Origin of the sequence: Buchnera aphidicola (Aphis gossypii) (assembly GCF_013394915.1) — a bacterium.
GTDB classification, from domain to species: domain Bacteria; phylum Pseudomonadota; class Gammaproteobacteria; order Enterobacterales; family Enterobacteriaceae; genus Buchnera; species Buchnera aphidicola_AZ.
This window is the reverse complement of the sequence record NZ_CP056771.1, coordinates 148,407-173,891: the sequence shown is the minus strand read 5'-3', so window position 1 is coordinate 173,891 and position 25,485 is coordinate 148,407. Positions and strand designations below refer to the sequence as shown.

The 25,485-nt window shown below is 23.7% G+C and carries 23 protein-coding genes and 1 tRNA gene; 3 read left to right on the top strand and 21 right to left on the bottom strand.

From position 1 onward, the window contains the following. Positions 1-3: 3 nt before the first annotated feature. From pheT to ydiK, 8 genes are all read right to left on the bottom strand, one after another. Complete coding sequence (gene pheT / locus HU701_RS00860; protein WP_178919004.1) at positions 4-2,415, bottom strand: phenylalanine--tRNA ligase subunit beta; 2,412 nt, start codon at positions 2,413-2,415, stop codon at positions 4-6. 9 nt (positions 2,416-2,424) lie between these two features. Continuing rightward, complete coding sequence (gene pheS / locus HU701_RS00855) at positions 2,425-3,414, bottom strand: phenylalanine--tRNA ligase subunit alpha (protein ID WP_178919002.1); 990 nt, start codon at positions 3,412-3,414, stop codon at positions 2,425-2,427. A 221-nt stretch (positions 3,415-3,635) separates the two neighbouring features. Then, positions 3,636-3,992 carry a 50S ribosomal protein L20 gene (rplT, locus tag HU701_RS00850; protein ID WP_158346057.1) on the bottom strand — a complete coding sequence of 119 codons (357 nt, stop codon included), beginning with the start codon at positions 3,990-3,992 and terminating at the stop codon, positions 3,636-3,638. A gap of 41 nt (positions 3,993-4,033) precedes the next feature. Next, positions 4,034-4,231, bottom strand: coding sequence for a 50S ribosomal protein L35 (gene rpmI, locus HU701_RS00845; protein ID WP_053940102.1), 198 nt, complete (start codon positions 4,229-4,231; stop codon positions 4,034-4,036). Between the two features lie 66 nt (positions 4,232-4,297). Then, positions 4,298-4,840, bottom strand: coding sequence for a translation initiation factor IF-3 (infC, locus tag HU701_RS00840; protein ID WP_158346055.1), 543 nt, complete (start codon positions 4,838-4,840; stop codon positions 4,298-4,300). Between the two features lie 3 nt (positions 4,841-4,843). Next, positions 4,844-6,772 carry a threonine--tRNA ligase gene (thrS, locus tag HU701_RS00835; RefSeq protein ID WP_178919000.1) on the bottom strand — a complete coding sequence of 643 codons (1,929 nt, stop codon included), beginning with the start codon at positions 6,770-6,772 and terminating at the stop codon, positions 4,844-4,846. A 115-nt stretch (positions 6,773-6,887) separates the two neighbouring features. Next, the gene (locus HU701_RS00830) at positions 6,888-7,934 is read right to left on the bottom strand and encodes a 3-deoxy-7-phosphoheptulonate synthase (RefSeq protein WP_158346051.1); all 1,047 of its coding nucleotides are present in this window, start codon (positions 7,932-7,934) and stop codon (positions 6,888-6,890) included. Positions 7,935-8,329: 395 nt separating this feature from the next. Then, a complete protein-coding gene (ydiK, locus tag HU701_RS00825) occupies positions 8,330-9,424 on the bottom strand; it encodes an AI-2E family transporter YdiK (protein WP_178918998.1) in 1,095 nt (364 codons plus the stop codon). Between the two features lie 213 nt (positions 9,425-9,637). On the opposite strand from ydiK, the gene HU701_RS00820 reads away from it, so the two are divergent. After that, on the top strand, positions 9,638-10,024 hold the full coding sequence (locus HU701_RS00820) for an iron-sulfur cluster assembly accessory protein (protein WP_178918996.1): 387 nt from the start codon (positions 9,638-9,640) through the stop codon (positions 10,022-10,024). 17 nt (positions 10,025-10,041) lie between these two features. Here the strand turns inward: HU701_RS00820 and tyrS are convergent, their stop codons facing one another. The 10 genes from tyrS to HU701_RS00770 form a co-directional block, all read right to left on the bottom strand. Continuing rightward, the gene (gene tyrS, locus HU701_RS00815) at positions 10,042-11,337 is read right to left on the bottom strand and encodes a tyrosine--tRNA ligase (protein WP_178918993.1); all 1,296 of its coding nucleotides are present in this window, start codon (positions 11,335-11,337) and stop codon (positions 10,042-10,044) included. Between the two features lie 101 nt (positions 11,338-11,438). Next, positions 11,439-13,433 (bottom strand): replication restart helicase PriA, encoded by a 1,995-nt coding sequence (gene priA / locus HU701_RS00810; RefSeq protein ID WP_178918991.1) that lies wholly within the window; start codon positions 13,431-13,433, stop codon positions 11,439-11,441. Positions 13,434-13,448: 15 nt separating this feature from the next. Beyond that, positions 13,449-14,084 carry an endonuclease III gene (gene nth / locus HU701_RS00805; RefSeq protein ID WP_158346041.1) on the bottom strand — a complete coding sequence of 212 codons (636 nt, stop codon included), beginning with the start codon at positions 14,082-14,084 and terminating at the stop codon, positions 13,449-13,451. A gap of 34 nt (positions 14,085-14,118) precedes the next feature. Next, positions 14,119-14,763, bottom strand: a complete 645-nt coding sequence (locus HU701_RS00800; RefSeq protein WP_158346039.1) for an electron transport complex subunit E — start codon at positions 14,761-14,763, stop codon at positions 14,119-14,121. A 5-nt stretch (positions 14,764-14,768) separates the two neighbouring features. After that, positions 14,769-15,398 (bottom strand): electron transport complex subunit RsxG, encoded by a 630-nt coding sequence (gene rsxG, locus HU701_RS00795; protein ID WP_256868549.1) that lies wholly within the window; start codon positions 15,396-15,398, stop codon positions 14,769-14,771. After that, on the bottom strand, positions 15,370-16,410 hold the full coding sequence (locus tag HU701_RS00790; protein ID WP_158346035.1) for an RnfABCDGE type electron transport complex subunit D: 1,041 nt from the start codon (positions 16,408-16,410) through the stop codon (positions 15,370-15,372). The genes rsxG and HU701_RS00790 overlap by 29 nt, the downstream gene beginning before the upstream one ends. A gap of 33 nt (positions 16,411-16,443) precedes the next feature. Next, complete coding sequence (rsxC, locus tag HU701_RS00785; RefSeq protein ID WP_248594372.1) at positions 16,444-17,928, bottom strand: electron transport complex subunit RsxC; 1,485 nt, start codon at positions 17,926-17,928, stop codon at positions 16,444-16,446. A 151-nt stretch (positions 17,929-18,079) separates the two neighbouring features. Further along, complete coding sequence (locus HU701_RS00780; RefSeq protein ID WP_372675466.1) at positions 18,080-18,568, bottom strand: RnfABCDGE type electron transport complex subunit B; 489 nt, start codon at positions 18,566-18,568, stop codon at positions 18,080-18,082. 14 nt (positions 18,569-18,582) lie between these two features. Then, positions 18,583-19,164 carry an electron transport complex subunit RsxA gene (gene rsxA / locus HU701_RS00775; protein ID WP_178918989.1) on the bottom strand — a complete coding sequence of 194 codons (582 nt, stop codon included), beginning with the start codon at positions 19,162-19,164 and terminating at the stop codon, positions 18,583-18,585. Between the two features lie 60 nt (positions 19,165-19,224). Further along, a complete protein-coding gene (locus HU701_RS00770; protein WP_178918987.1) occupies positions 19,225-19,851 on the bottom strand; it encodes a riboflavin synthase subunit alpha in 627 nt (208 codons plus the stop codon). A gap of 128 nt (positions 19,852-19,979) precedes the next feature. On the opposite strand from HU701_RS00770, the gene HU701_RS00765 reads away from it, so the two are divergent. Then, a tRNA-Val gene (locus tag HU701_RS00765) sits at positions 19,980-20,053 on the top strand. Then, on the top strand, positions 20,030-21,451 hold the full coding sequence (gene tilS, locus HU701_RS00760) for a tRNA lysidine(34) synthetase TilS (RefSeq protein WP_248594342.1): 1,422 nt from the start codon (positions 20,030-20,032) through the stop codon (positions 21,449-21,451). The genes HU701_RS00765 and tilS overlap by 24 nt, the downstream gene beginning before the upstream one ends. A gap of 21 nt (positions 21,452-21,472) precedes the next feature. Here tilS and metG read toward each other — a convergent pair whose 3' ends face one another. The 3 genes from metG to gndA all read right to left on the bottom strand — a co-directional run bounded on the left by metG (position 21,473) and on the right by gndA (position 25,399). Further along, positions 21,473-23,116 carry a methionine--tRNA ligase gene (gene metG, locus HU701_RS00755; RefSeq protein WP_178918986.1) on the bottom strand — a complete coding sequence of 548 codons (1,644 nt, stop codon included), beginning with the start codon at positions 23,114-23,116 and terminating at the stop codon, positions 21,473-21,475. Between the two features lie 117 nt (positions 23,117-23,233). Next, positions 23,234-23,815, bottom strand: coding sequence for a dCTP deaminase (gene dcd, locus HU701_RS00750; RefSeq protein ID WP_158346854.1), 582 nt, complete (start codon positions 23,813-23,815; stop codon positions 23,234-23,236). A 168-nt stretch (positions 23,816-23,983) separates the two neighbouring features. Beyond that, on the bottom strand, positions 23,984-25,399 hold the full coding sequence (gndA, locus tag HU701_RS00745) for an NADP-dependent phosphogluconate dehydrogenase (RefSeq protein ID WP_158346023.1): 1,416 nt from the start codon (positions 25,397-25,399) through the stop codon (positions 23,984-23,986). Between the last annotated feature and the right edge of the window lie 86 nt (positions 25,400-25,485).

The window sequence follows — 25,485 nt, the reverse complement described above, 5'->3', positions numbered from 1 at the left end:
GATTTATTTCCTTAAAATAATTTGAAATTCATTTATTAATGTTTTTATACAATAATCAAGCATTAAATTAATTTCATTTTCTTTTAAAGTTTTTCTTTGATTTTGAAAAATAAAACTAATTCCTAAACTTTTTTTATTAGGAGTATTTTCACACTTATAGATATCAAATAAATTAATTTTTACTTCTTGATCTAAAAAACAATTTCTACATACTTTAATGATATCTGCATACAAAATACTATCGGATATTAATATTGAAATATCACGACGACTGCTTGGAAATTTAGAATAATCTTTAACTTTAAAATTATTAGAAATTTTCAAATCAAAAATTTTATCAATAAATAACTCAAATAAAAAGGTATCACTATTTAAATCTAATTTTTCCTCTAAAATTGGATCTATTTTCCCAAAATTACCAATCAAATTATCATTAAATACAATTTTTGCACTTTGATTTGGATGTAATCCTAATACTTTACATTTTTTTATTTTATAATTATTCAAACCACATATTAATTCTAATATAGATTCTAAGTCACCTTTTAAATCATAAAAGTCTACTTTTCTTCTCTTAGAACACCAATTCTCTTTTTTATTAAAACCACTAATCACCCCTCCTAAAAAAATTTGTTGATGCACTCCAAGAGCTCTTTGATCATCTATTAAAAAGCATAATCCTTTTTCAAAAAAACGGAGACTATCTTGTTTGCGATTTTTATTATAACAAAGAGTCTTAATAAGGCCTGGCCATAATGATCTACGCATACAAGAAAAATCTTGAGAAATAGGATTTGAGATAAATAATTCTTTTTCATTATTTAATAAAATATTTTTTTGTAAAATCGGATCAACGAATGGATAGGTAATTACTTCATAGTAACCTCTATAAACAAGTGAGTTAGACAAATGATCTAACATATAATCTTTTTTAAAATCATCTGTTTCTTGGCAAAAATTATGACTAAAACTTGTTTTTAATGGAACTAATGAAATTTTATCATAACCATATATTCGAAGTATATCACCTATTACATCTTCTTCGATTAATATATCAAACCTCCAAGTTGGGGGGATAACATTCCAATACTTTTTTTTATTTTCTATTTTGTAGTCAAGACGTAACAAAATATTTAAAAAAATTTTAGAATCAATAAAAAAACCAGCTATTTTATTAATATTTTCATAATATAATTTAATTTTATTTGAATAAGTTAAGTTGGAATTATTTTTATAACAGCTTATAGTACCTGCATTTCCACCGCATATTTCAATGATTAATTCTGTTGCATATTCTAGAGCATATTTTTGGAGGGAAAAGTCAATACCATGATTATAATAATTAAGAATTTTATTAGAACCAACTGTCTTAATAATATTAAAAATAGATTCTCGATCTGCTGAATATGAAACCAAAAATATATTTTTAGTATTTTGATCAATCTCTAATAAATCAGAATTTATATTTCCAGGAATAAATAATATTTTTGATTTATCAAAGAATGCTAATGTATTTTTATCTAATACTATTTTGAGATCTTTTTTTAAACTAAAAACTTTTTTTTCATTATTCGTTTTAATCTGAATAAAAGAATCTATCATATCTGAGTTTAACACATTTAATGGTTGGCCAATTTCAATTAAAACATAATTAATAATATTCATTATGATATTTTCTGATAATATTTCACACATGAATAATTTTTTTCTCATCCAAAATGGGGTTTGAACATTAATATTTACTTTTTCAATAACTCTTCCAAAAAAATTAACATCTTTTTCTTCTGAATTAACATAAATTGGAAACTGATTTGTTTTAATAACAGGATTGTTTTTTTCTTTTAATAAAACTATATTCATATTGTTTATAACTGCTATATTACGAGCTATACCCATAATGCTTAATCCATCTGGTCGATTAGCAGTTGTATTAACTTTTATGATGTTGTCTTCTAACAAAAAATAATCATTAACATCGATACCTATAGGAGTGCTCTTCGGAAATTCAATAATTTCATTATTATTAGAATAAGATAAACCTAATTCGAGAAAAGAACATAACATTCCTTCAGATTTGTAATCGTAAATTTTTTTTGCATTTATTTTTATATTATTAGGTAATACACTTCCAATAACAGCCACTGCAACTTTTATTTCTTTTCGACAATTTTCAGCTTTACATAAAATGTTTAATAAATTTTTTTTTCCTACATCTACTTTAATTATTTTAAGAAAATTAAATTTTTTATGTCTAACACAAGAAATTATCTTTCCAACTACTACACCTTGAAATAAAGGAGAAATTTTTTGAATAGATTCAATTTCTATACCAGAATTAACAATTTGTTCACTTAAAATAAGACTATTTATTTTAGGATCAACCCATTCACGTAACCATTTTTCACTAATTTTCATTTGATCTCACTAAATATATTTAAATTGTTCTATAAATCTTAAATCATTCTCAAAAAAAGATCGAATATCAGAAATTCCATAACGTAACATAGTAATTCGCTCTACTCCTAATCCAAATGCACAAGCAGAATATATCTTAGAATTAATATTGACATTTTTTAAAACCAATGGATGAACCATTCCACAACCTAAAATTTCTAACCATTTTTTGGAATCTGTCATGATATCAACCTCAGACGAAGGAGTAGTAAATGGAAAATAAGAAGGACGAAATCTAAGAGAAATTTTTTTATTAAAAAAATTAAATACAAAATTGTATATTATCCATTTTAAATGAGAAAAATTAATATTTTTTTCCACTATCAAACCTTCAATTTGATGAAACATAGGTGTATGTGTTGAATCATAATCATTTCGATAAACTTTTCCAGGGAAAATAAATCTCATTGGCGGTTTTTTTGATTTCATAATACGAATTTGCATATTAGAAGTTTGAGTTCTTAATAATCGGTTTTCATCAAACCAAAAGGTATCATGACTATCACGTGCAGGATGATTTTTAGGTATATTTAAAGCATTAAAATTATGATATTCATCTTCTATTTCTAGACCATTAATAGATTGAAATCCCAATGTATAAAAAAAATTTTTTATAAGTTTAATACTATGATTGATAGGATGAATAGAACCATTTTCAATATAACGACCTGGCAAGGATACATCAATTTTTTCTTGATCAATACGTTTTTTGAGAATAAGTTTGTTTAGTTCAGTTTTTTTTTCATGAATTTCAAATATTGTCTTTTTTTTAACCTCATTAATAATAGTAGTGTATTTTTTTTTTTCTTCAAAAGAAAAACTTTTTAGGTTTTTCATATAATTATTAAAAATACCATTTTTTCCCAAATATTTAATTTTTATTTCATTTAACATATTAATATTATGAGAATTTTTAATTTCATTTTCAATAATATTCCATAATTCTTCTAACATTAACATTTTTAACTCTTTTTATGTTATTTATGTAAACGCATATTATTTAGATATTAAAAAGCTTCCATAAAGGAAGCTTATTTAATTAAATTTTTAAAGTATAAAATATAAATATATTAATGGATTGATTTAATACATATTATTTATGACTATAAATTCAATTATAACTTAAATAAAGAAGAGATAAATTTCCTCTTATTTTATTTATTAAAAAATAATTTATTATATTAAAGTAAAGCATGTTTTGCTTTTTCAACTAAAACATTGAACGCACATACATCAAATATCGCAATATCCGATAATACTTTACGATCAATATTAATAGAAGCTTTTTTTAATCCATGTATAAACTTGCTGTAAGAGATTTTACTTTGACGAACTGCAGCATTTATTCTCGTAATCCATAATTGACGAAATTGTCTTTTTCTTTGACGTCTATCACGGTAAGCATATTGACCAGCTTTAATGACAGCTTGGCATGCAACTCTATAAACACGAGAACGAGCTCCATAATAACCTTTTGCTTGTTTCAAAACTTTTTTATGACGAGCATGAGCAGTCACGCCACGTTTTACACGAGCCATTGATATGCTCTCCTGTTCACACAATTTTAGTAAAAATAAATTTATACATATGGTAAAAATGATCTTACTTTATTTATATCCCCTTTTAAAACCAGCACTTTAGGACGTAAATGACGTTTTTTACTTGTTGTTTTTTTTGTTAAAATATGTCGTAAATTTGCCTGTTTACGTTTAAATTTACCAGATGCAGTTTTTTTAAAACGTTTTGCTGCACTTTTTAAAGTTTTAATTTTTTGCATATAATGTTTCTTTGTAATTAGAAAAAATAATTATATATTTGTTTTGAATACTGTTAATTTAAATTACTATTTTTTCTTTGGAGCTAAAACCATTATCATTTGACGACCTTCAATTTTAGATGGAAATGATTCAATAGTAGCTAATTTAGTTAGATCATTTTTCACTCTGTTTAAAACATTTACACCTATTTTTTGATGGGCCATTTCTCGCCCCCTGAAACGCAAGGTAATTTTTACTTTATCACCATCTTCTAAAAAACGAATTAAATTACGTAGTTTAACTTGATAATCTCCTTCATCAGTTCCAGGACGAAATTTAATTTCTTTTACTTGAACAACTTTTTGTTTCTTTTTCTGTTCTTTAGAAGATTTGCTTTTTTCATAAAGAAATTTTCCATAATCCATAATTCGACAAACTGGAGGTTCTGCATTAGGACTAATTTCTACTAAATCTAATCCTAATTCTTCAGATTTTTGTAAAGCCTCACGTAAACTAACTATTCCTAGTTGATCGCCTTCAATACCTGTTAGACGAACCTTAATTGCACGAATTTCGTTATTAATACGATTTGGCTTTATTAATTGATGAGTTTTTTTTCCGACTTTAATACCTTATTCCTCCATTTGAAAAAAACTACGAGTGAATATTTCGTTTTGTAGTTTTTTAATAAATAAATTAATATCCAATGCTTTAAAATTATTTCCATTTCTATTTCTAACAGAAACTGTATTAGATTGAATTTCTTTTTCACCACAAATTAATATATATGGAATTTGACGTAAAGTATGTTCACGAATTTTAAGATTTATTTTTTCATTTCTTAAATCTGATTTAACGCGAATCTTTAAAATATTAAGTTGATCAACTATTTTATTTACATAAATAGAATGAGCACTTTTAATACCAATTACAATCACTTGTGTAGGAGATAGCCAAGTTGGTAGTTTTCCAGCACACTCTTCTATTAATATTCCAATAAAACGTTCGATTGAGCCCAAGATTGCTCGATGAATAATTATAGGAATACTTTTTTCATTATGCGCGTTAATATAAAATGCATTTAAACGAACTGGCAGATAAAAATCTAGCTGTATTGTTCCACATTGCCAGTTTCGATCTAATGAATCTTGTAAAACAAATTCAATTTTAGGTCCATAAAAAGCACCTTCTCCTAATTGATATTCAAATTCTAAATTGTTTTTTATTAAAACATCAGATAAATCTTTTTCTGCCTGATCCCAAATTAAATCATCACCAATACGCTTTTTTGGTCGAGTAGAAAATTTTACTATAATCTTTTTAAAATTAAATATGCTATATAAATCGTATATCATTTTAATGCAGTTATTAATTTCAGAATGTATTTGTTCTTGAGTACAAAATATATGAGCATCATCTTGGGTAAAATTACGTACTCTCATAAGACCATGCAAAGATCCAGAAGATTCGTTTCTATGACAACTGCCAAATTCTGCCATACGAATAGGTAAATCTCGATAAGATTTTAATCCAAAATTAAAAATTTGAACATGTCCAGGGCAATTCATTGGTTTAATACAGTACTTTCTATTTTCTGATGAAGTAGTAAAAATAGCATCTTTATAGTTATCCCAATGACCGCTTTTCTCCCATATTGATTTATCTATTAATAAAGGCGTTTTTACTTCTTTATATTTATATTCTTTTAGTTTTTCTCGAACAAAATTTTCTAATTCATGAAAAATAGTCCAACCGTTATTATGCCAAAAAATCATACCAGGAGATTCATTTTGCATATGATATAATTTTAAAGATTTATTAATTTTTCTATGATCTCTTTTTTCTAATTCCTTAATATAAATCAAATGTTTATCTAATTCTGCTTGATTTAACCAAGCAGTACAATAAATACGTTGTAACATTTTATTTTTTTTATTGCCCTGCCAATAAACACCGCTAATTTTTTTTAATTTAAAATATTTACAAAACTTGATATTAAATACCTGCATTCCAATATCAAGATCTACATAATTTTCGTGATAATACAAAGAAATTATATCATTTTCTAGAAAATTACGTTTCACTAAATGAATTTTATATATCTCTAATCTTTTTTCAAACTCTTTTAAAGCTTCATTAAAGGATAATTTTTTATTAAAAATATCATATTTTTTATTTAAAAGATCTTTCATTTTTTGCTCTATTAAAACAAGATCTTTTTCTAAAATTTTGTTTTCTATATCTATATCAGAGTAAAAACCATCGTTTGTAATTTTACTTTCTGCAATTTTACATAATGGCCATATTGTCTTGATTGAATAATTTAAGAGCTGTATACATGAAGATCTAATTATATTTAATGCATTAAAATCTTGTTTATTAATAAATTTTATAAAAGCATCTTTTTCAACTAAAGTATTTAAATTAGAGAAATTTTCATTTATAGAAACAGCGATTAAAGATTTAAATATATTAGGATTCTTATTTTTTATAATTTTTTTTAATGAGATAGAATGCTCGTAAATTTCTTGACTTCCATCACAAAATTTTATCACAGGCATTCTGATATACCTTTATTCAAAAATATTTTTAATAATTATAAAAAATTAATTTTATAAAATTAAATTTATTTAACCAATAAAAATATGCTAGTCAACATTTTGACTAGCATATGAACTAAAAACGAGTATCTACAGCATCTGCTAATTGCTTAATAATTAAAACACTGTCATTCCAGTTTAAACAGGCATCAGTAATTGATTTCCCATATATTAATGGTTTTGTATTTGATACTTTTTGAAAACCTTCTTCTAAGAAACTCTCAATCATAACCCCAAATATATTTTTAGATCCCGAAGAAATTTGTTTTGAAACAGATTCAGACACGTTTTTTTGACGAATGTGTTCTTTTAAACAATTTCCATGACTGAAATCAATCATTAAATGTTCTATTAAATTAAATTCACGTAATTCTTTTATTGCTGATTCAATATCTTTAGCATGGTAATTAGGAGTTCGACCACCTCTCATAATAATATGTCCATATGGATTACCACTAGTATGATTAATAGTCATTTGACCATCTTTATTTGGAGCAAAAAATAAATGACGAGCTTGAGCTGCTCTAATAGCATCAATTGCGATACGTATATTACCATCAGTTCCATTCTTAAATCCTACTGGACATGAAAGTGCAGAAGCCATTTCTCTATGAATTTGACTTTCAGTAGTTCTAGCTCCAATAGCTCCCCAACTAATTAAATCTGCAATAAATTGACCTACTACAATATCTAAAAATTCTGTTGCTGCTGGCATTCCTAATGTATTTATATCTAATAATAATTTACGAGCTACAGAAAGTCCATGATTTACTCTAAAACTACCGTTTAAATCTGGATCTGAAATTAGTCCCTTCCAACCAACTACTGTTCTTGGTTTTTCAAAATATGTACGCATGATAATTTCAAGACGATCTTGATATTTTTTACGTAATTCACATAATCGATGAGCGTATTCGACTGCAGCTATAGGATCGTGAACAGAACATGGACCTATTACAACAAGTAAACGTAAATCTTGACCAGTCATAATGCGCGCAATGTTCTGCCTCGTTATAATAACATTATCCATAATATCTGAGGTAATAGCATATTTTTTCGCTAATTCAGAAGGAGTTATTAATGGATCGATTCGTATCGTACGTAGTTCATCTGTTTTTTTCATTTTATTCTCTAAACGAATTTTTTATCCTAAAAAGAATATCAAAATGTGATAAAATCACGATAAACTAATTAATCATAAACTTTTCTCTAAAGAAAAATTTTTAACACATTAAAAACATCACAATTTTAGAGAAAAGAAGTATAATAGTATACTTTAAACATAATAAAAAGCTTAAAATAGGAAATAAAATGAAGATAAAATCCTAAAAATCATACAATTATACAAGATTATTAATATTCTGTTCAGTAAATATTCAACATAATTAAATTATTTTTTATAATATCATAATTTTTTGTTTGTTTTTAAAAGTACTTATTATATTTTTAGATTAAATTAATCAATTTATTTTTACAACTTAAAATTTAAAATCATAATATTGTTAATTTTTGTAATTATTAATTAATCTTTGGTTTTGCATCTATATTATTAATAAACGAATTAATAGAAATCCCATATATCCAAGATATTGTTAATCTGTATAATATTACTAATACTACCGGTCCGATAAACAAACCAATCATGCCAAAAGTTAACAAGCCACCTATAACTCCTGATAAAATTAAAAAAGTTGGTAAATCAGAACCAATTCTTATAAATAAAGTTCGAAGTATATTATCTAATATGAATACAAAACAACTCCAAATTAATAATAATGTACCCCATGTCGTATGATTATTCCAGTAAAGCCAGATAATAGATGGGAATAAAATTGGTAATGGACCTAATTGTATCAAACAAGAAAAAACAATTAAAATCATTAACAATGTCCAATATGGAACGCCTGAAACTAATAAACCTAGGCCAGATAAAAAGGCTTGAATTAAAGCTGTTACTACCACTCCTAATGCAACAGATCTAATAGCGCGTACTGTAAGTAAAATAATAGCATTTCCATTTTTAGAATTAATACGTAATGCAAATTGACGAATTGCGTTGCTAATTTTTTCACCGTTCCAATAGAGTAAAATACTAAATATTAACATTAAAGTTAAATGCATTACAAATAATCCAAAATTTTTAGCTTGAATTATGAAAAATTCAGTTGTTCGGCCCATATAAGGTCTTACTTCTTTAATTAATTCAGCGCCATCACTATCTAATAATTCTTTATAACCAATAAAAATTTTTTTTCCAATTATTGGTATATCCTGAAGCCAAATTAGCTCTGGAAATTCTAAATTATTAGAACCAAACCAATGGATAAGCGGGATGCTTGTCGCAATTAAACTGTTTACTAAAAGTACTATTGGAATAATAAATAATAGCAATAAAACAATAATCATACTAATAAGAGCAATTAGACGTCGACCTCCTAAAAATTTCTGCATTTTTAACATCAAAGGCCAAGTTGCAATTACAATAGTACTAGCCCATAAAAATCCGAGTATGAATGGTTTTATTATTAAAAAACTTGAAATGCTTATAGCAATAATAAATATTAATGATAAAATAAACTGCGATAAATCCATTTTTTCTTTTGGATTTTGCATATAATTGTTTCACCTCAATATTTTTATAGATATTTTTATATTATAGATGACGAGTAAAAATAATTAAAAAATTTTGTCAGTCAAAATTATAACATTAAATTTTTAAAAATCATGAAAGAAAAAACTCTTCAAATAAAACAAAAAATATATAAAAATAAATGAAATAATTATTTATAGAATATTCCTTTTATCAAAAGTAATAAAGAGAAAAAAATGAAAAAAAAACAAGTAAGTACTTATTCATTTAATGAAGATTCATGGAAAGGAATTAAAATCACAAAATGCGCTGTGAAACAAATATTATTATTAATTAGTCGCGATAAAAAAAATAAAGGAATAAAATTAAGTATAAAAAAATCTGGATGCGCAGGTTTTCGATATACTATGGAATTAACTAATGACGAAAAAAAAATAAGCGCTGAAAATAATATAATTTTTTCTTATGAAAATATTTTAATACAAATTTCTAAAAAAGATATGCCATTTTTAGAGGGTGTTAAAATTGATTTTATACAAAGTAATATTAACAAAGTCTTTAAATTCTATAACTCTAAGCTGGAAAAATTTTGCGGTTGTGGAGAAAGTTTTTCAATTAATTAATTATTTTTTAGTTATTTTTAATGAAATTTTAAAACAATTGACTTCCAATATATAAGGCAATGATTTTTTTTTCCTCTAGAAATTAAAGTAAATTGATTAAATAATTTATCGTTATTATTAAAAATATAACCTTTATTTGTAACTTTATTGGTATTAATAGATATAGCATTAGATACAATCATATTTTTTGCTTGTGTTCGAGACTTTGCTAATGAGCATAATATTAATGCTTCCTGTAAATCTTTAATTTGATTAACTTCAATAGAAGGTATTCCATCTTTTTTTAATTGATGCAAATCAGACTCTTTTATCTCATTTATATTTTTTAAAAAAAGAATATTTGTAATTCTTTCTGCAGATAATAAATTTTCTTCACCATGTACTAAACGAGTCATATATTGAGATAAGTAAGATTTATCGTGAATAATCTGATTGTTTTTATATTTATTTATTTCTCTTATATTGATTTCATTACATTCTAAAAAAGTAAATAGTTTTAAAAACTTATAAACATCAGAGTCTTCTATATTTTTCCAAAATTGATAAAATTTATAAGGAGTTGTTTTTTTAGGATCTAACCAAATAGTTCCAGATTCTGTTTTTCCAAATTTAACTCCATTAGACTGCATCAGTAAGGGTAAAGTTAAACCATAAACTTTTTTTTTAGAAATTCGATTGATTAAGTGCATGCCAGCAGAAATATTTCCCCATTGATCAGATCCTCCAATTTGAAGAGATACTTGTTTTTTTTTATTTAATATAAAAAAATCATATGCTTGCAACAAATTATATGAAAATTCTGTAAAAGAAATTCCTTGATCTGATCTTTTAATACGTTGTTTTACTGCTTCTCTATTAATCATCGTATTAATGGAAAAGTGTTTACCAATATTACGTAAAAACGATAAAATATTAATTTTTTCAAACCACTTTTTATTATTTAATATTACTGCATTATTTTTAAAACCATCAAAATTCAAAAAAGAAGATATTTGTTTAGTTATATTAGTTGTCCATAGATCAATTTTGTTGTCGAAATTTAAAAAACGTTCTTTTTCTTTAAAACTAGGATCTCCAATCAGACTTGTAGCTCCTCCAATTAAAACAATAGGTCTATGTCCTTGTAATTGAAATCTTTTCAACGTAATCAAAGGTAGAAGGTGACCTACATGCAAGCTTTCTTCAGTAGGATCAAATCCACAGTATAATGAAATAGAATTATGCTTAATATTTTCTTTTAAAATCTCTTCATTTGTAATATGAGATATTAAATTGCGTTGTTTTAATTCGTCAATTAAATTAACATGATTCATTAAAAACCTTTCAAATAAAAACTTAAATTATTTTGATATTTTATTCTAATTTCTTTTGAAGTTCAATAATAAGATATACAAAATTTTTTATTTTATTAAAATTAGTTTACATCAAAGTTTACAAACCACTTAATATTATTAAAAATAGAAAAATATTTTGACAGATCAAGTGAAATTCTTAATATTTTTTGCAAGTAAATGCGCGAAGAACATTGTATTAATAATTTGTGAATATATTTTTTTTTAGATCTTAAAAAAACAGGATCAGGACCTACAAACCATAATAAAATATTATCTTTTTTAGATTTTTTTTTCAAAAAAGTATATATAAATTTTAAAAACGTAAAACTTTTTTGAAAGCTTTTACTTTGACAATATAAAATAACTTGAACATTCCAAGGTGGTAACAAAAATCTTTTTCTTGTAATTAACATATTACGAGCATAAAAAAAATATTTTTTACCACATATATTTATTAGATTTTCATTGTTAGGAATGGATGTTTGAATTAATATATTCAAAAATTTTGATTTTTTTTGTACTAGATTAATAAGATTAAAATAAAATTGAGAAAAATGTTCAATATTATTAAAATTAAAAGATAAAAAATAATGATCAATATCTACTAAACCAATTAATCTTACATTAGGAAAAAAATAATTCTGAACTACTTTTTCTGTAGTAATGATAATTCCAGAATGTACAATATAAAAGTTATCGATATTTAAATTTAATTTTTTAGTTTTAATATTTTTTAAACACATTAAAAACAGTAATGGTATATTAAAAAATATTTTTTTTATATTTTTTTTAATTTTTTTTATACCAAAATTAAATGTAGTTAATGGAGAAAAATTACATATATTACATGACAATAATTTTTTATAATAAATTAAACAATTTCTACAAAACATAACATCATTATATTTGTTAACTTCATAGTAATCATGGCAAATATCGCATCGAGGAATCCAATTACAATAATTACAAATTAAGCCTAAAAACACAAAATTAGATGGATTGAAAATTAATAAAACTGAAAAATTTTTTTTTATATTTTCAAAAATTTCTTTAATCAAACTATCTGATAAATAAGTTCTTATTTTTTCTTTCTTTAAATTAACAATTTTATTTTTTAAAATTAGAGAAGTATAAGTTTGATTGAAATTTATCCAAAAAATTTTTTTATGAATAACATTATATAATGTTTTTAAAGAAGGCGTATTCGAATCTAAAATAATAGGTATATTTTCTTTAAACGCTCTAAATGTTGCTACATCTCTAATATTACATTTAAATTGATCTATATTTTTATATATTAAATTATGTTCTTCAAATAAAACAATTAAACCTAATTTTAAAAAGGGAAAAAACACACTTTTTTTTGTTCCAATCAAAATAGAATTTTGTCCATTTTTAGTTTTAATCCATATATCAAAAAAAATTTCATTACTTATATTAGTATCTACAATGCTAATAGAAACATTTAAATATTTTTTTAAAAAAAATAATATTTTATATGCATATTTTATATATGGAACAATAATTAAAATTTGTAAATTTTTTTTCAAAATTTTTTCGAATAAACCTAAATAGAATTTAATTTTTATAAATAAATTAATTTCTGATATTAACCAAGATGAAAAGGATGAATTAATTAAAATTGTATTTATTTTAGACAAAATGTTCGCATTTAACAGAAATTTTCTATTAATTTTAAATTTATTAAATTGATTTATATTATTTTTAAAATACATCTTGTAATTAATTTTAACTACATTTTTAAATTTGAAAATATCAGGAAAAGCAATAAGGAATATACTTCCTATGGGATAACAATAATACTTACTTAACCATATTAAAATATTTAATAAAGAAATATTTAAAATTGGTTCATAATCAATAACACATTTAACAAGTTTAAAATTCAAATTATTTATTTTTTTTTGATGATATGCAATAACAATACCTGTTACATCTTTTGAATTAAAAGGGACAACAACGCGAACTCCAACTACAGGGGTAATTGAACACGGGAGTATATAACTAAAACATGTTTTAATTGGAAAAGGTAAAACAACGTCTACAATAATCACTTATATATTCATATATTATATAGATTTGTTATTAATAAATTCACAAAATTTGTTTATCAAGCAAATATGACAACTTTGTTTTCGTGCTTTGCAGACATAACGTCCATGATAAACAAACCAAAAATGAATGTTTTTTTTAAATATAGATGGTACAACTTTTATTAATTTTTTTTCAACTTTGATTACATTTTCTCCTATAGCAAAGCCAGTTCGATTAGAAACTCGAAAAACATGTGTATCTACTGCAATAGTTTTTTTATCAAATAATACATTTAAAATAATATTCGCTATTTTTCTACCGATTCCAGGAAAAGACTCTAATTCTACGCGAGTATTAGGAATTTGATTATTATATTTTTCTAACAATAATAAAGATGTGTTAATAATATATTGAGCTTTATTATTATATAAACCAACACTTCTAATGTAATTTTTTAATTTTTTTATACCTAACTGTAAAATGCTTTCTGGAGTATTAGCAACTTTAAATAAAAGAAAAGTTGTTTTATTCACCATATCATCAGTAGATTGAGCAGATAATATTAAAGATACTAATAATTCAAAATCTGATGAAAAAACTAATTCTGTCTTAGGATGTGGTTGATGTATATGAAATAAAGATAAAATTTTATAACGTATTTTTCTATTCATATCTTATATTATTTATATACCTAAATAAATATATTCAAAATTTTTTTTTCTTCTTTATTTTATCTAAATAATTTTTAAAAGCAATTAAAAAACCTAATATTAAAAATCCTCCTGGAGGAGATACTGCTAAAATTATTAGCATATTTTTATTCAATATCGTAAAGAAATCATTAGTTTCTAAAAAATTAAAAATTTTATTACTTTCAAAAAATAATGTTCCATGACCTAACATTTCTCTTATTAAACCTATAAAAAACATTGCTAGCGTTGATCCTAAACCTGTTAATAATCCATCAAAAAAAGAAACCAAAATAGAATTTTTATAAGCTATAGATTCCGCTCTACGAATAACGATGCAATTAGTTACTATTAATGGAATAAAAACACCTAATGATTTATATAGATTAAATTGATATGCATGTAATATCATTTCTACGCATGTCACTGTTGAAGAAACTATCAACATAAAGATAGGAATTCTAATATTTTTAGGTATGATATGTTTAAATATAGAGATAATAGTGTTTGTAATAATTAATATAAATGTTGTACAAACTCCCAACCCTAGCGCGTTTACCACACTTGTAGTCATAGCCAAAACAGGACATAAACCTAAAAGCTGAACAAAAGAAGGATTATTTGACCATAATCTTGTCTTAAAAAAGTTATTAAGTGTCATATATTTTATCTCTTTAAAGAAAGAATTAATGGTATTTTTTTAATAAAAATTACTGTTCTTTTTATAGCATTAGTTACAGCTTGAGGAGTTATAGTTGCTCCTGTAAACTGATCAATTTGACCACCATACTTTTTTAGTAATACATGATTATCTTTTTCATTTTTTACCATTAAATCTTTAAATTTTGTAATCCAATCGGAAACAGATATATCAATTTTATCACCAATTCCAGGAGTTTCTTTATGAGATAAAACTCGAACACCAATAATTTTTCCATTCAAATATGCAGCTACTAATATATAAATTGATCCAGAATATCCATCTGGAGCTGTACTTTCAACAATAGCAATTTTTGCTATTTTATTACGAAACAATAACCAAAGATTATGCTTATTAGAATCTCCTAACCATTCACTATCTACTAAATATTTTTTTTCTTCATATAAACTATAAATATTATGCGGAACTACTTGCTGAATAAAAATTTTTTTTTCTTGTTCCTTTTGTTTTTTTATTTGATTTTTTGTAATATAATTTACATAAATAACAATACATAAAGATAAAACAGAAAAAAAACTCATTATAAATGAATTTTTTAATATTTTTTTAAAATCTTTCATATTTTTTATGCCCATACCCAGATGTATTTAAAAAATCATCTATTAATGGTGCCAACATATTCCCAAGTAAAACTGAAAAAGCAACTCCATCTGGATAATCACTATATGTCCGAATCACATAAACTAATAATCCAATTATCAAACCAAAAACAATTTTTCCTATATTACTATAAGAAGTAGTAACTGGATCAGTCGAAATAAAAAAAGCACATATCATCGTTCCACCAGAGAAAAGATGAAAAAATGGAGAAAAAATAAAATTTTTAGAAAATAAAAAACTCAAAGTAGAGCAAAAAACTAAAGAAAATAAAAAACTAAATGGAATACGCCAACAAATAATTTTTTTATATAATAAAAAAATTCCACCTAATAAAAAACTTATATTAACGTAATTCCAAGATGAAAAAATAACTTTTTTTTCATCTTTTAAGATTATATGTTCTGAAGAAGTGTTATAAAAAACACGAGATTTATTCTTAAATTGATTTAAAGGCGTTGCTTGTGTAAAAACATCAGGATTTTGATTTAAAATAATATTTTTTTTTGTTTGAAAAAAAACTTTATTTATTGAAATTTTTAAATCATCTAAAGAGAACAATTTAGTACTTTCTTTATGATAAGAGCTCATATCTAAGGGAAAAGATATTAGTAATACAGCATAACCAATCATAGCTGGATTGAATATATTTTGTCCTAATCCTCCATATAAACATTTAGCAATAACAATAGCAAAAAAAGAACTAAATATTATCATCCACCAAGTTAATGAAGAAGGAACACTTAAACCTAGTAACACTGCAGTAACTAGCGATGAATTATCTAATATATTATTTTTAATACTTTTACAACATATCTTTAATGTCACTATTTCGAATACCAAAGAACATATAATAAACAAAAATATTTGTATCAATATTACTATACCAAAAAAATAAAATTCCGTTAAAATAGCTGGAATAGATGCTATAAGAACAAAAAACATAATGTTTTTTACATTATAAGTATTACATATATAAGGAGGATTCATTTTATGTTATTCTAAAATTAAGATTTTAAAGTTTTATTTTTTATATTGCACACGTTTTATTGAAGATCGTAATATTTCTTTTCTAATATCTTTTTCTGTTAGTTCTTTGCTCATTAATTCTTTTTTTAATGTTTTTTTAAAAATATTAGGTTTTGTTAATTTTATTGTGCTAAAGTAGTTTTTGTTTTCATAAAATATTTTTTTTTGCTTTGATAATCTTTCTTCTCGTAACTGAAAGCGACTAAAAAAAAATTTTTTTTTCTGAACTTCTGCATTTATTTTTTTTTGAATTATTTTTTCATACTTAAAATATTTAACTAATGGTATATTGCTAGGACATACTTTTTCACAAGCTTTGCATTCAATACAGTCCATAATATAAGATTTTTTTGTTTTTTCATGATTATTGTTTTTAGCATATAAATATAATTTTTGAGGAAGCAAATCAACCGGGCATACTTGAACACAATAACCACAATTAATACATGAATAATTAATAATTTTTTTTGTTTTTCTTTTATATTTTTTAATTGCGATACAATTAACGTCTTTTAATATCGAATAATTTAAATTAATAAGACAATTATTCATAAATATACCACCTATGTAAATCATATAATCTAAATGATTTTCAATTTTTAAATAATTTAAAAAAAAATTTATTGGAGTACCTATTCTAATTAAAAAATTTTTAGATAAATTATTCTTATAATCATATAAACTAACAATTCTCTGAATTAATGGTTCTCCATTCATAATAGCTCTTTTAATAGCATAAACAGTTGCAACATTGAAAATAAGATATCCTATATCTATCGAATGTTTTCCAAAAGGAATTTCTTTTCCAGTTAAAGATTTAATAATAATTTTACTACTACCGCCAGGATATTTCTTTTTTAAAATACAAATTTTAAATAATTTTTTATTTTTAATTAATAATTGAATTTTCGAAATTAGTTCAATTTTATCTTCTTGAATGACGATTAAAATATTTTTTGCTTTAGATATCCAAGAAATAATTTCACATCCTATTAATATTTCATTTAAATAATTATTAATTAAGCAATAATCAGAAGTTATCAAAGGATCGCTTTCTACAGCATTGACTACTAATGTGTGTACTTTTTTAATACTTAACATTAATTTTTTAGATGAAGAAAAATTAGCTCCTCCAAGTCCCACTACACCTAATTGATAAATAATTTTAATCAAATATTGAGCAGAATATAACTTATAATGATTAATTTTTTTTAGTCTGATCCATTGATCTAAGTAATCAGACAAAATTGTAATTTTTATATTTGCTTTATTAAAACTCAAAGAACCAGAATTAAATTCTATATTTTTAATCATACCTGAAGTAGGTGAATGAATAGGAACGCTTGAATAATCGCCAAAAGTCAAGGGTTGTCCACACAATACTTTTTGATTAATTTTCACTCTTAACATACTTTTTTTCAAAGTATTATATTTAAGATAGATGATAAATTCTTTAGGATTGGGAATATGATTAATAATATACTGATTTGGTTCTTCTTTTATTGGTAAACATGTTAATCCACCTGAAAAATCATATTTTTTTTTTATTAACAAAAATAAATATAAAATTTTGAAAAAGTTTTTTAAATAAATATTTTTTTAAAACATATTTTATTTTTAGTAACATATATTATTCTTTTATTATTTCAATACAATTAGTTGGACAATGTGATAAGCAAATATTACAACCAGTGCAAAATTTTTGAACTACTGTATGAACAAAATTAGGAGCTCCAATGATTGCATCTACCGGACAAAATGTAGCACATTTAGAACATCCAACACAATTTATTTCATCAATTTTTACTGTCGTGTATAAAATTGATTTATTTGGAATGTCTTTATTTTCTAAATCTTTATTTAAATTTAATAATTCATTAATTTTTAATATTACTTCGTTTCCACCAGGAGTGCATTTATTAATCTTTTCATGATTGTTTATTATTGATTTAGCATAAGGATAACATCCAGAATATCCGCATTTTGCACATTGACTTTGAGGTAATTCATTATTTATTTTTTCTATAATAGAATCTTTTTTTAGAGGAAAAATATAATTTATGTATGATAATATTAAACCTAATAAAAAAGATAATAAAGAAAAAATTAAAATAACCATTATTGTGAACATAATTAAATTTTTATTAAACCTTTAAAACCCATAAAAGCAATAGAAATTAAACTAATAGTGATAAGCACAATAGGAGATCCTTTAAATATAACAGGGATATCTGATAGTAATATACGTTCTCTAATACTTGTAAATATAACCATTATTAAAGAAAAACCTAATGAGGAGCTAATCGCATAAAATATTGATTCTAAAAATGTGTAATTTTCGTGTAAACAAAACAAAGGAATTGCTAAAACTGCACAATTAGTTGTGATTAATGGTAAAAAAATACCAAGTATACGGTATAAAAAAGGGCTAATATTATGCAGAATAATTTCTGTAAATTGTACAAAAAATGAAATTATTAACATATATATAATAATTCTTAAATAAAGCAAATCAAATGGGGATAAAATTAAACAATTAATACACCATAAAACGATAGTAGAAACAAAAACAACAAAAGTTGTAGCAAAACTAATACCTAAAGCAATGTCTAATTTATTTGAAGCTCCTGTAAAAGGACATAAACCAAGAAATTTTACTAAAATAAAGTTATCAATTAATATATTTGATAAAAAAAATAGAAAATAATTTTTCACTTATAATTTCCACTTATAAAAATACAATGTTATTAAGTAATAAATTATAACAATTGTAGATTATTTATATGCAACAAGAAAATTTTTATTAATTAAACGCTCTGTTGTATCTACAGTGATTTGAGTATATAAATCAATCTCAATGTTAACTAATTCTCCAATTTTTTTAAAACCTATTGTTGTTAAAGATAATGTTTCTGGTATTATACTTACACAAAATTCATTATTAATAATACTAACAATTGTCAAACTTATTCCATCGATACAAATAAAACCTTTATAAAAAATATATTTCATTAAAGATAAATCTTGTATTTTAAACCACATAATATAATTATTATTTGATTTTAATATTTTAGAAATTTCAGCAGTATTTATAATATGACCGGATACTATATGTCCTCCAATTTCATCACCATATCTCGCAGATCTCTCAATATTAATATAGTCTCCTATATTGGTAAGACCTAAATTAGTATGATCAAGAGTTATTTGCATGATATCAAAAATTACATAATAATTATCAATTTTTTTTACTGTTAAACAACATCCATTATTTGAAACTGAGGCGCCAAGTTTTAATCTTTTTAATAAAGTAGATGCAAAATTGATAGTATAAGTATGTAATTTTTTTTTCTTATCTATTGAAACGACTTGGGCTACTCCATGAACAATACCTGTAAACATAAAATATCCTTAACTTAGTTATATCTAAAAATATTTTTTATTTATCTTTAAAAAAATTATTTTAAAAAATAAAATATATTTTAATAGAAAAAAAATATTTTTATGATAGAATAAAATTTTTAAATTTTACGTTCGTAGCTCAATCGGTTAGAGCACCACTATGACATGGTGGAGGTTAGTGGTTCAATTCCACTCGAACGTAATAAAAATTAAAATATATTTAAAAAACATATTTAATATTTTAGGTGCTTCTTATTTGATTCAAAATATTATTCAACAAAATAAATATAAACTATTTTTAGTAGCGTATAGCGGAGGAATGGATTCTACGGTACTATTACATTATTTATTTACAATCAAAAAATATAACCCTCAAATTAGTATACGCGCTATTCATATCAATCATAATGTTCAAAATGATTCAAAAAAATGGCAAACACATTGTGTTAATGTTTGCAAAGAATATAATATACCATTAATTATTGAAAAAATAGATATAAATATCACGAAAAATATTGAAGAACAACTACGAATTAAAAGATACAACTTGATTTACAAAAATTTGTTAGATAAAGAAATACTTCTGACTGGGCATCATCTAAATGATCAATGTGAAACATTTTTTTTAGCCCTTAAACGAGGAAGCGGACCTACTGGTTTATCTGCAATGCATTCTGAAACAATTTTTGGAAAAACTAAAATTATTCGTCCATTTTTAACAAAAACAAAAGAAGAAATTAAAAATCTAGCTAATTTAAACAAATTAAAATGGATTGAAGATTTTACTAACTTTAATACGAATTATGAACGTAATTTTATACGACATAAAATATTACCGGTTTTTGAAGAAAAATGGCCTTTCTTTTTAAAAAATTGCTTTCGTACCACTCAAATATGTAATGAAGAAACTACATTAAAAAATATTCTTTTAAAAGAAAAAATTCAACAATATCTTAATTTTAACGAATGTTTAAATATTTCAAACTTTAAATGTTTAAGAAAAGAATTATGTGTAGCATTAATTAGATATTGGATAATTTTTTTAAAGAATATTAAAAAAGTTTCTTATAAAAATATTCAATGTATATATAATAAAATTATGTATAATCAAGAAAATTATAATCTAAAAGTAATTATTCAAAAAAATGAAATTAGATGTTATAAAAAATTTCTTTACTTTGTTAAAATCAAAAAAGATATTAGAAATTTAATAATATTTTGGCATAATACTGAAAATAAATTAAAATTACCTAACAATTTAGGTTATATTATAAAAAATAATCAAACAGGAATCAATCTTCCAAAACCAAAAAATAATGCATTAATTAATATTCGTTTTCAACATAGGGGAAAAATATTTATTATAGGAAGACACAAACGAAGAAATATTAAAAAAATTTGGCAAGAACATAATATTCCTCCTTGGTTGAGAAATCAAATTCCTCTTTTGTTTTATAATGATCAATTAATCAGCGCATTGGGTGTGTTTATTGTCAATCAAAAAACTAAAAATCAAGACAATGAAAAAAAAAATCAGTGGTATATATCTTGGATAAACGATATTCGAGTGAACAATGGTAATCATTTTTTATTTAAGTAAATATATTTTTGTATTTTTTAGTTATTTAGGTAATTGAAATAATTGAGATATTTTATCAGAAGTAATTCTTTCATACAATCTTGGAAAATTTTTTATTTTTTGAGATAATAAGGGTTTATGAATATCATTCCAAATAAGATCTGACATGAGAAATAGTTCTGTTTTTTTAGATAAAATAGGTAAGATAGGTTTTAAGAAAGTCATAATTATTCTAAATAAATTAATACCAGTAGTACAGATCAGATGTAAATGATTATTTTTTTCTATTTTTGCATGAATAGTCCAAGGTTTTTTTTCATTGACATATTGATTTGCCATATCTAGCAATTTCATAGAATTTTTGATAATTAAACTAAATTCTCTATTTTCAAAAAAATTCTGTATTTTTTTATGCGAATCTACAAAAAATTTATATAAATTATAATCATCTAACTTATCAGAGAGATATCCATTAAAATGCTTATTAATAAAACTAGCGTTTCTTGAGGCTAGATTTACTAATTTGTTTACAATATCATTATTTATTTTATACATAAAGTCATCTAAATTCATTTCAATATCGTTAATATTATTTGTTAATTTACTTGCATAATAGTAACGTAAACTATCAGAGTCAAAATATTTGATCCAATCTGACGCTTTAATCAAACAACCTCGAGATTTTGACAATTTTAACCCATTAATTGTAACATGACCATGTACAAAAACACCACTAGGTTTTCGAAAATTAGATGCTTCTAATATTGCAGGCCAGAATAATGTATGAAAATAGATAATATCTTTTCCAATAAAATGATATAATTCAGAGTTAACGTTATTACTCCAGAAATCATTAAAATTTATATTTTTATTTTTTAAGCAAAGATTTTTAAATGAACTAATATAACCAATCGGAGCATCTAACCAAACATAAAAATATTTTTTTGAAAAATTTGGAATTTTAAATCCAAAATATGGTGCATCACGAGAAATACACCACTTTTCTAAACCAGATTTTAACCATTCTTCTGTTTTATGAATTACTGCGCTTTCCAATACACCAGAGTATATCCATTCTCTTAACATATTTGAAAAAATTGGTAAATCAAAATATAAGTGTTCAGTTTCTTTTAAAATTGGAGGTGTACCTGAAACTACCGAAACAGCATTAATTAAATCTTTAGGTTCATAAATTGCACTACATTTTTCACAAGTATCTCCATATTGATTATCTGAAAAACAAATTGGACATGTTCCTTGAATAAATCTATCTGGAAGAAATATTTTTTCTTGATTATCATAAAATTGAACAATTTTTTTCTTATGTAAAAAATTTTTGTCATTTAAAGAAGAAAATATTTTTCTAACTAAAAACAAATTTTCTATACTATGTGTGGTGTGATAATTATCATAAGAAATATTAAAGTTCATAAAATCTATTTTGTGCTCTTTTTGAATATTTTTTATTAACTTTTTTTCTGATATTCCTAAATTTTTTGCACGCAACATCACAGCAGTGCCATGTGCATCATCAGAAGAAATAAACCAAACTTCATGTCCTCTCATTCTTTGATAGCGAACCCAGATATCCGCTTGAATATGTTCAAGCATATGCCCAATATGAATCGAACCATTAGCATATGGTAAAGCGCAAGTAACTAATATTTTTCTAACTTTAATAGGCATAAAATAATATTTCATTTATTAAAATTAACAATATAATATACAAAAAAATAATCGTAAAGTAATTATTTAAAAATATCTAAATAATTTTTTTTAATGTTTTCAATACATAAAAAACACCTATTCTTCATAAATACGACTAGGGACTACACCGGTTTGAATCTTATATTTTGATTCAAACCGATCGTTGTAAGATCTAGAAACTGATTTAGAAAGTAATTCAAAACTTAATGCGGCAATTTTAATTTTTGGCGTTAAAACTAATGTTAAATTTCCAGCATTAAACACTTCTAAGACTATATTGCCATTCCAACCAGGATCAATTCTATGAGATGTAACATGAATCATTAGTCCAAGCCTTGCTAAAGAAGAGCGACCATCTAACCAACCAACTAAATTATCAGGCAAAGTAATACTTTCTAAAGTTGAAAATAATACCAAAGATTTTGGTTTTAAAAAAAATGGATTTTTTTTAGAGAATAATTTTTCAGCGCTCATTATTTTTTTTAAATTTTTAGATATTTGATCTTGTGAACTACTTAAATCAATACAAGATATAGTATGATCATAAAAAATACGAAATTTATTTCCAAGATGTATATCAACAGTAATTCCGTTAATAAGTTCTTTCTTAGGATAAGGTGTAATAATTAATTTTTTTTTAGCTAACCATTCTTCAATATCTTGATCACATAAACGCATAATTTTTCCTATAATTTCAATATATCTATATATGATATGCATAACTAATAAGTTTGTTAATAGCAGAAAGATATATTTTCACATCTTCTGCTATTTTAAAACATTAAACTCATGGTAAATTATATAATTAATTTTATTGTAAAAAAACTAAAATATTTATAGTTTAAATTATTTTTTCATTAACCAATCTGTATGAAAATATCCCATTTTATCAATTCTTTTGTAAGTATGTGCACCAAAATAATCTCTTTGAGCTTGAATTAAGTTAGCTGATGATGAGGAGGATCGATAACTATCATAATATGATATAGCAGAAGAAAAAGCAGGAATAGAAATTCCATATTTTATTCCGAATCTTACAACATTTCTCAAAGATTTTTCATATTCATTAGATATTTCTGAAAAATAAGGAGTTAATAATAAATTATTTGTATTATTATCAATATTGAATACATCTTTTATTTTGTCTAAAAATTTAGCTCGAATAATACATCCAGATCTAAAAATTTTAGCAATTTCACTATATTTTAAACTCCAAGAGTATTTTTCTGATGCTTTTTTTAACTGAGAAAAACCTTGAGCATAAGAAATAATTTTTCCTAAATATAAAGCTCTTCGAACTTCTTCAATAAATTGCTTTTTATTTTCAGATGATATGCATTGTAAATTAGGTCCTTTTAAAATTTTTGAAGCTATAATACGTTGCTCTTTAAGTGAAGATAAATATCTTGCAAAAACAGATTCTGTAATTAATGTAAGTGGTTCTCGAAGATCTAAAGCATTTTTACCAATCCATTTACCTGTTCCTTTATCTTCTGCTTTATCTAAAATTAAATCTAATATATAACGATTATTCTCATCTTTCTTTAAAAAAATATTTTTTGTTATCTCAATTAAATAACTGTTTAATTCTCCTTTATTCCAATCAGAAAATATATTTGAAAGTTCTTGATTATTCAAGTCTAGTAAATTTTTTAAGATAAAATATGATTCTGAAATCAATTGCATATCACCATATTCGATTCCATTATGAATCATTTTTACATAATGACCAGAACCATTAGGGCCAATATAAGTAACACACGGTTCTTCATTAAACTTAGCAGATATATCTTTTAAAATAGGAAAAATAAGTTTATATGCTTCTTTTGATCCACCAGGCATAATAGAAGGCCCGTTTAATGCGCCAAATTCACCACCTGATACACCCATTCCAATAAAATGTATACCTTTTTTAAGAAGATCGTTATTTCTTCTGATGGTATCCTTATAAAACGTATTACCTCCATCAATTAATATATCTCCTGCTTCTAAATACGGAATAATAGATGCAATAGTGTTATCTGTAGGGGACCCTGATTTTATCATTAATAAAACACATCTTGGTTTTTCTAGAGATTTTATAAAATGTTCAATAGAAAAATATGGAAAGATATTTGTTGTTTTGCTTTTTTGAATTATTTCTTCTGTGATTGATTTAGTTCTGTTAAAGATAGATACACGATAGTTTTTACTTGCGATATTTAATGCTAAATTTCTTCCCATAACAGCCATGCCTACGACACCAATTTGTTGTTTTAACATTTTTTTCTCCAATAATAAAAATATATTATTTTCTTAAAATTATATTTATTACACAATAAATGATATTACAATTATTTTCAATTTTC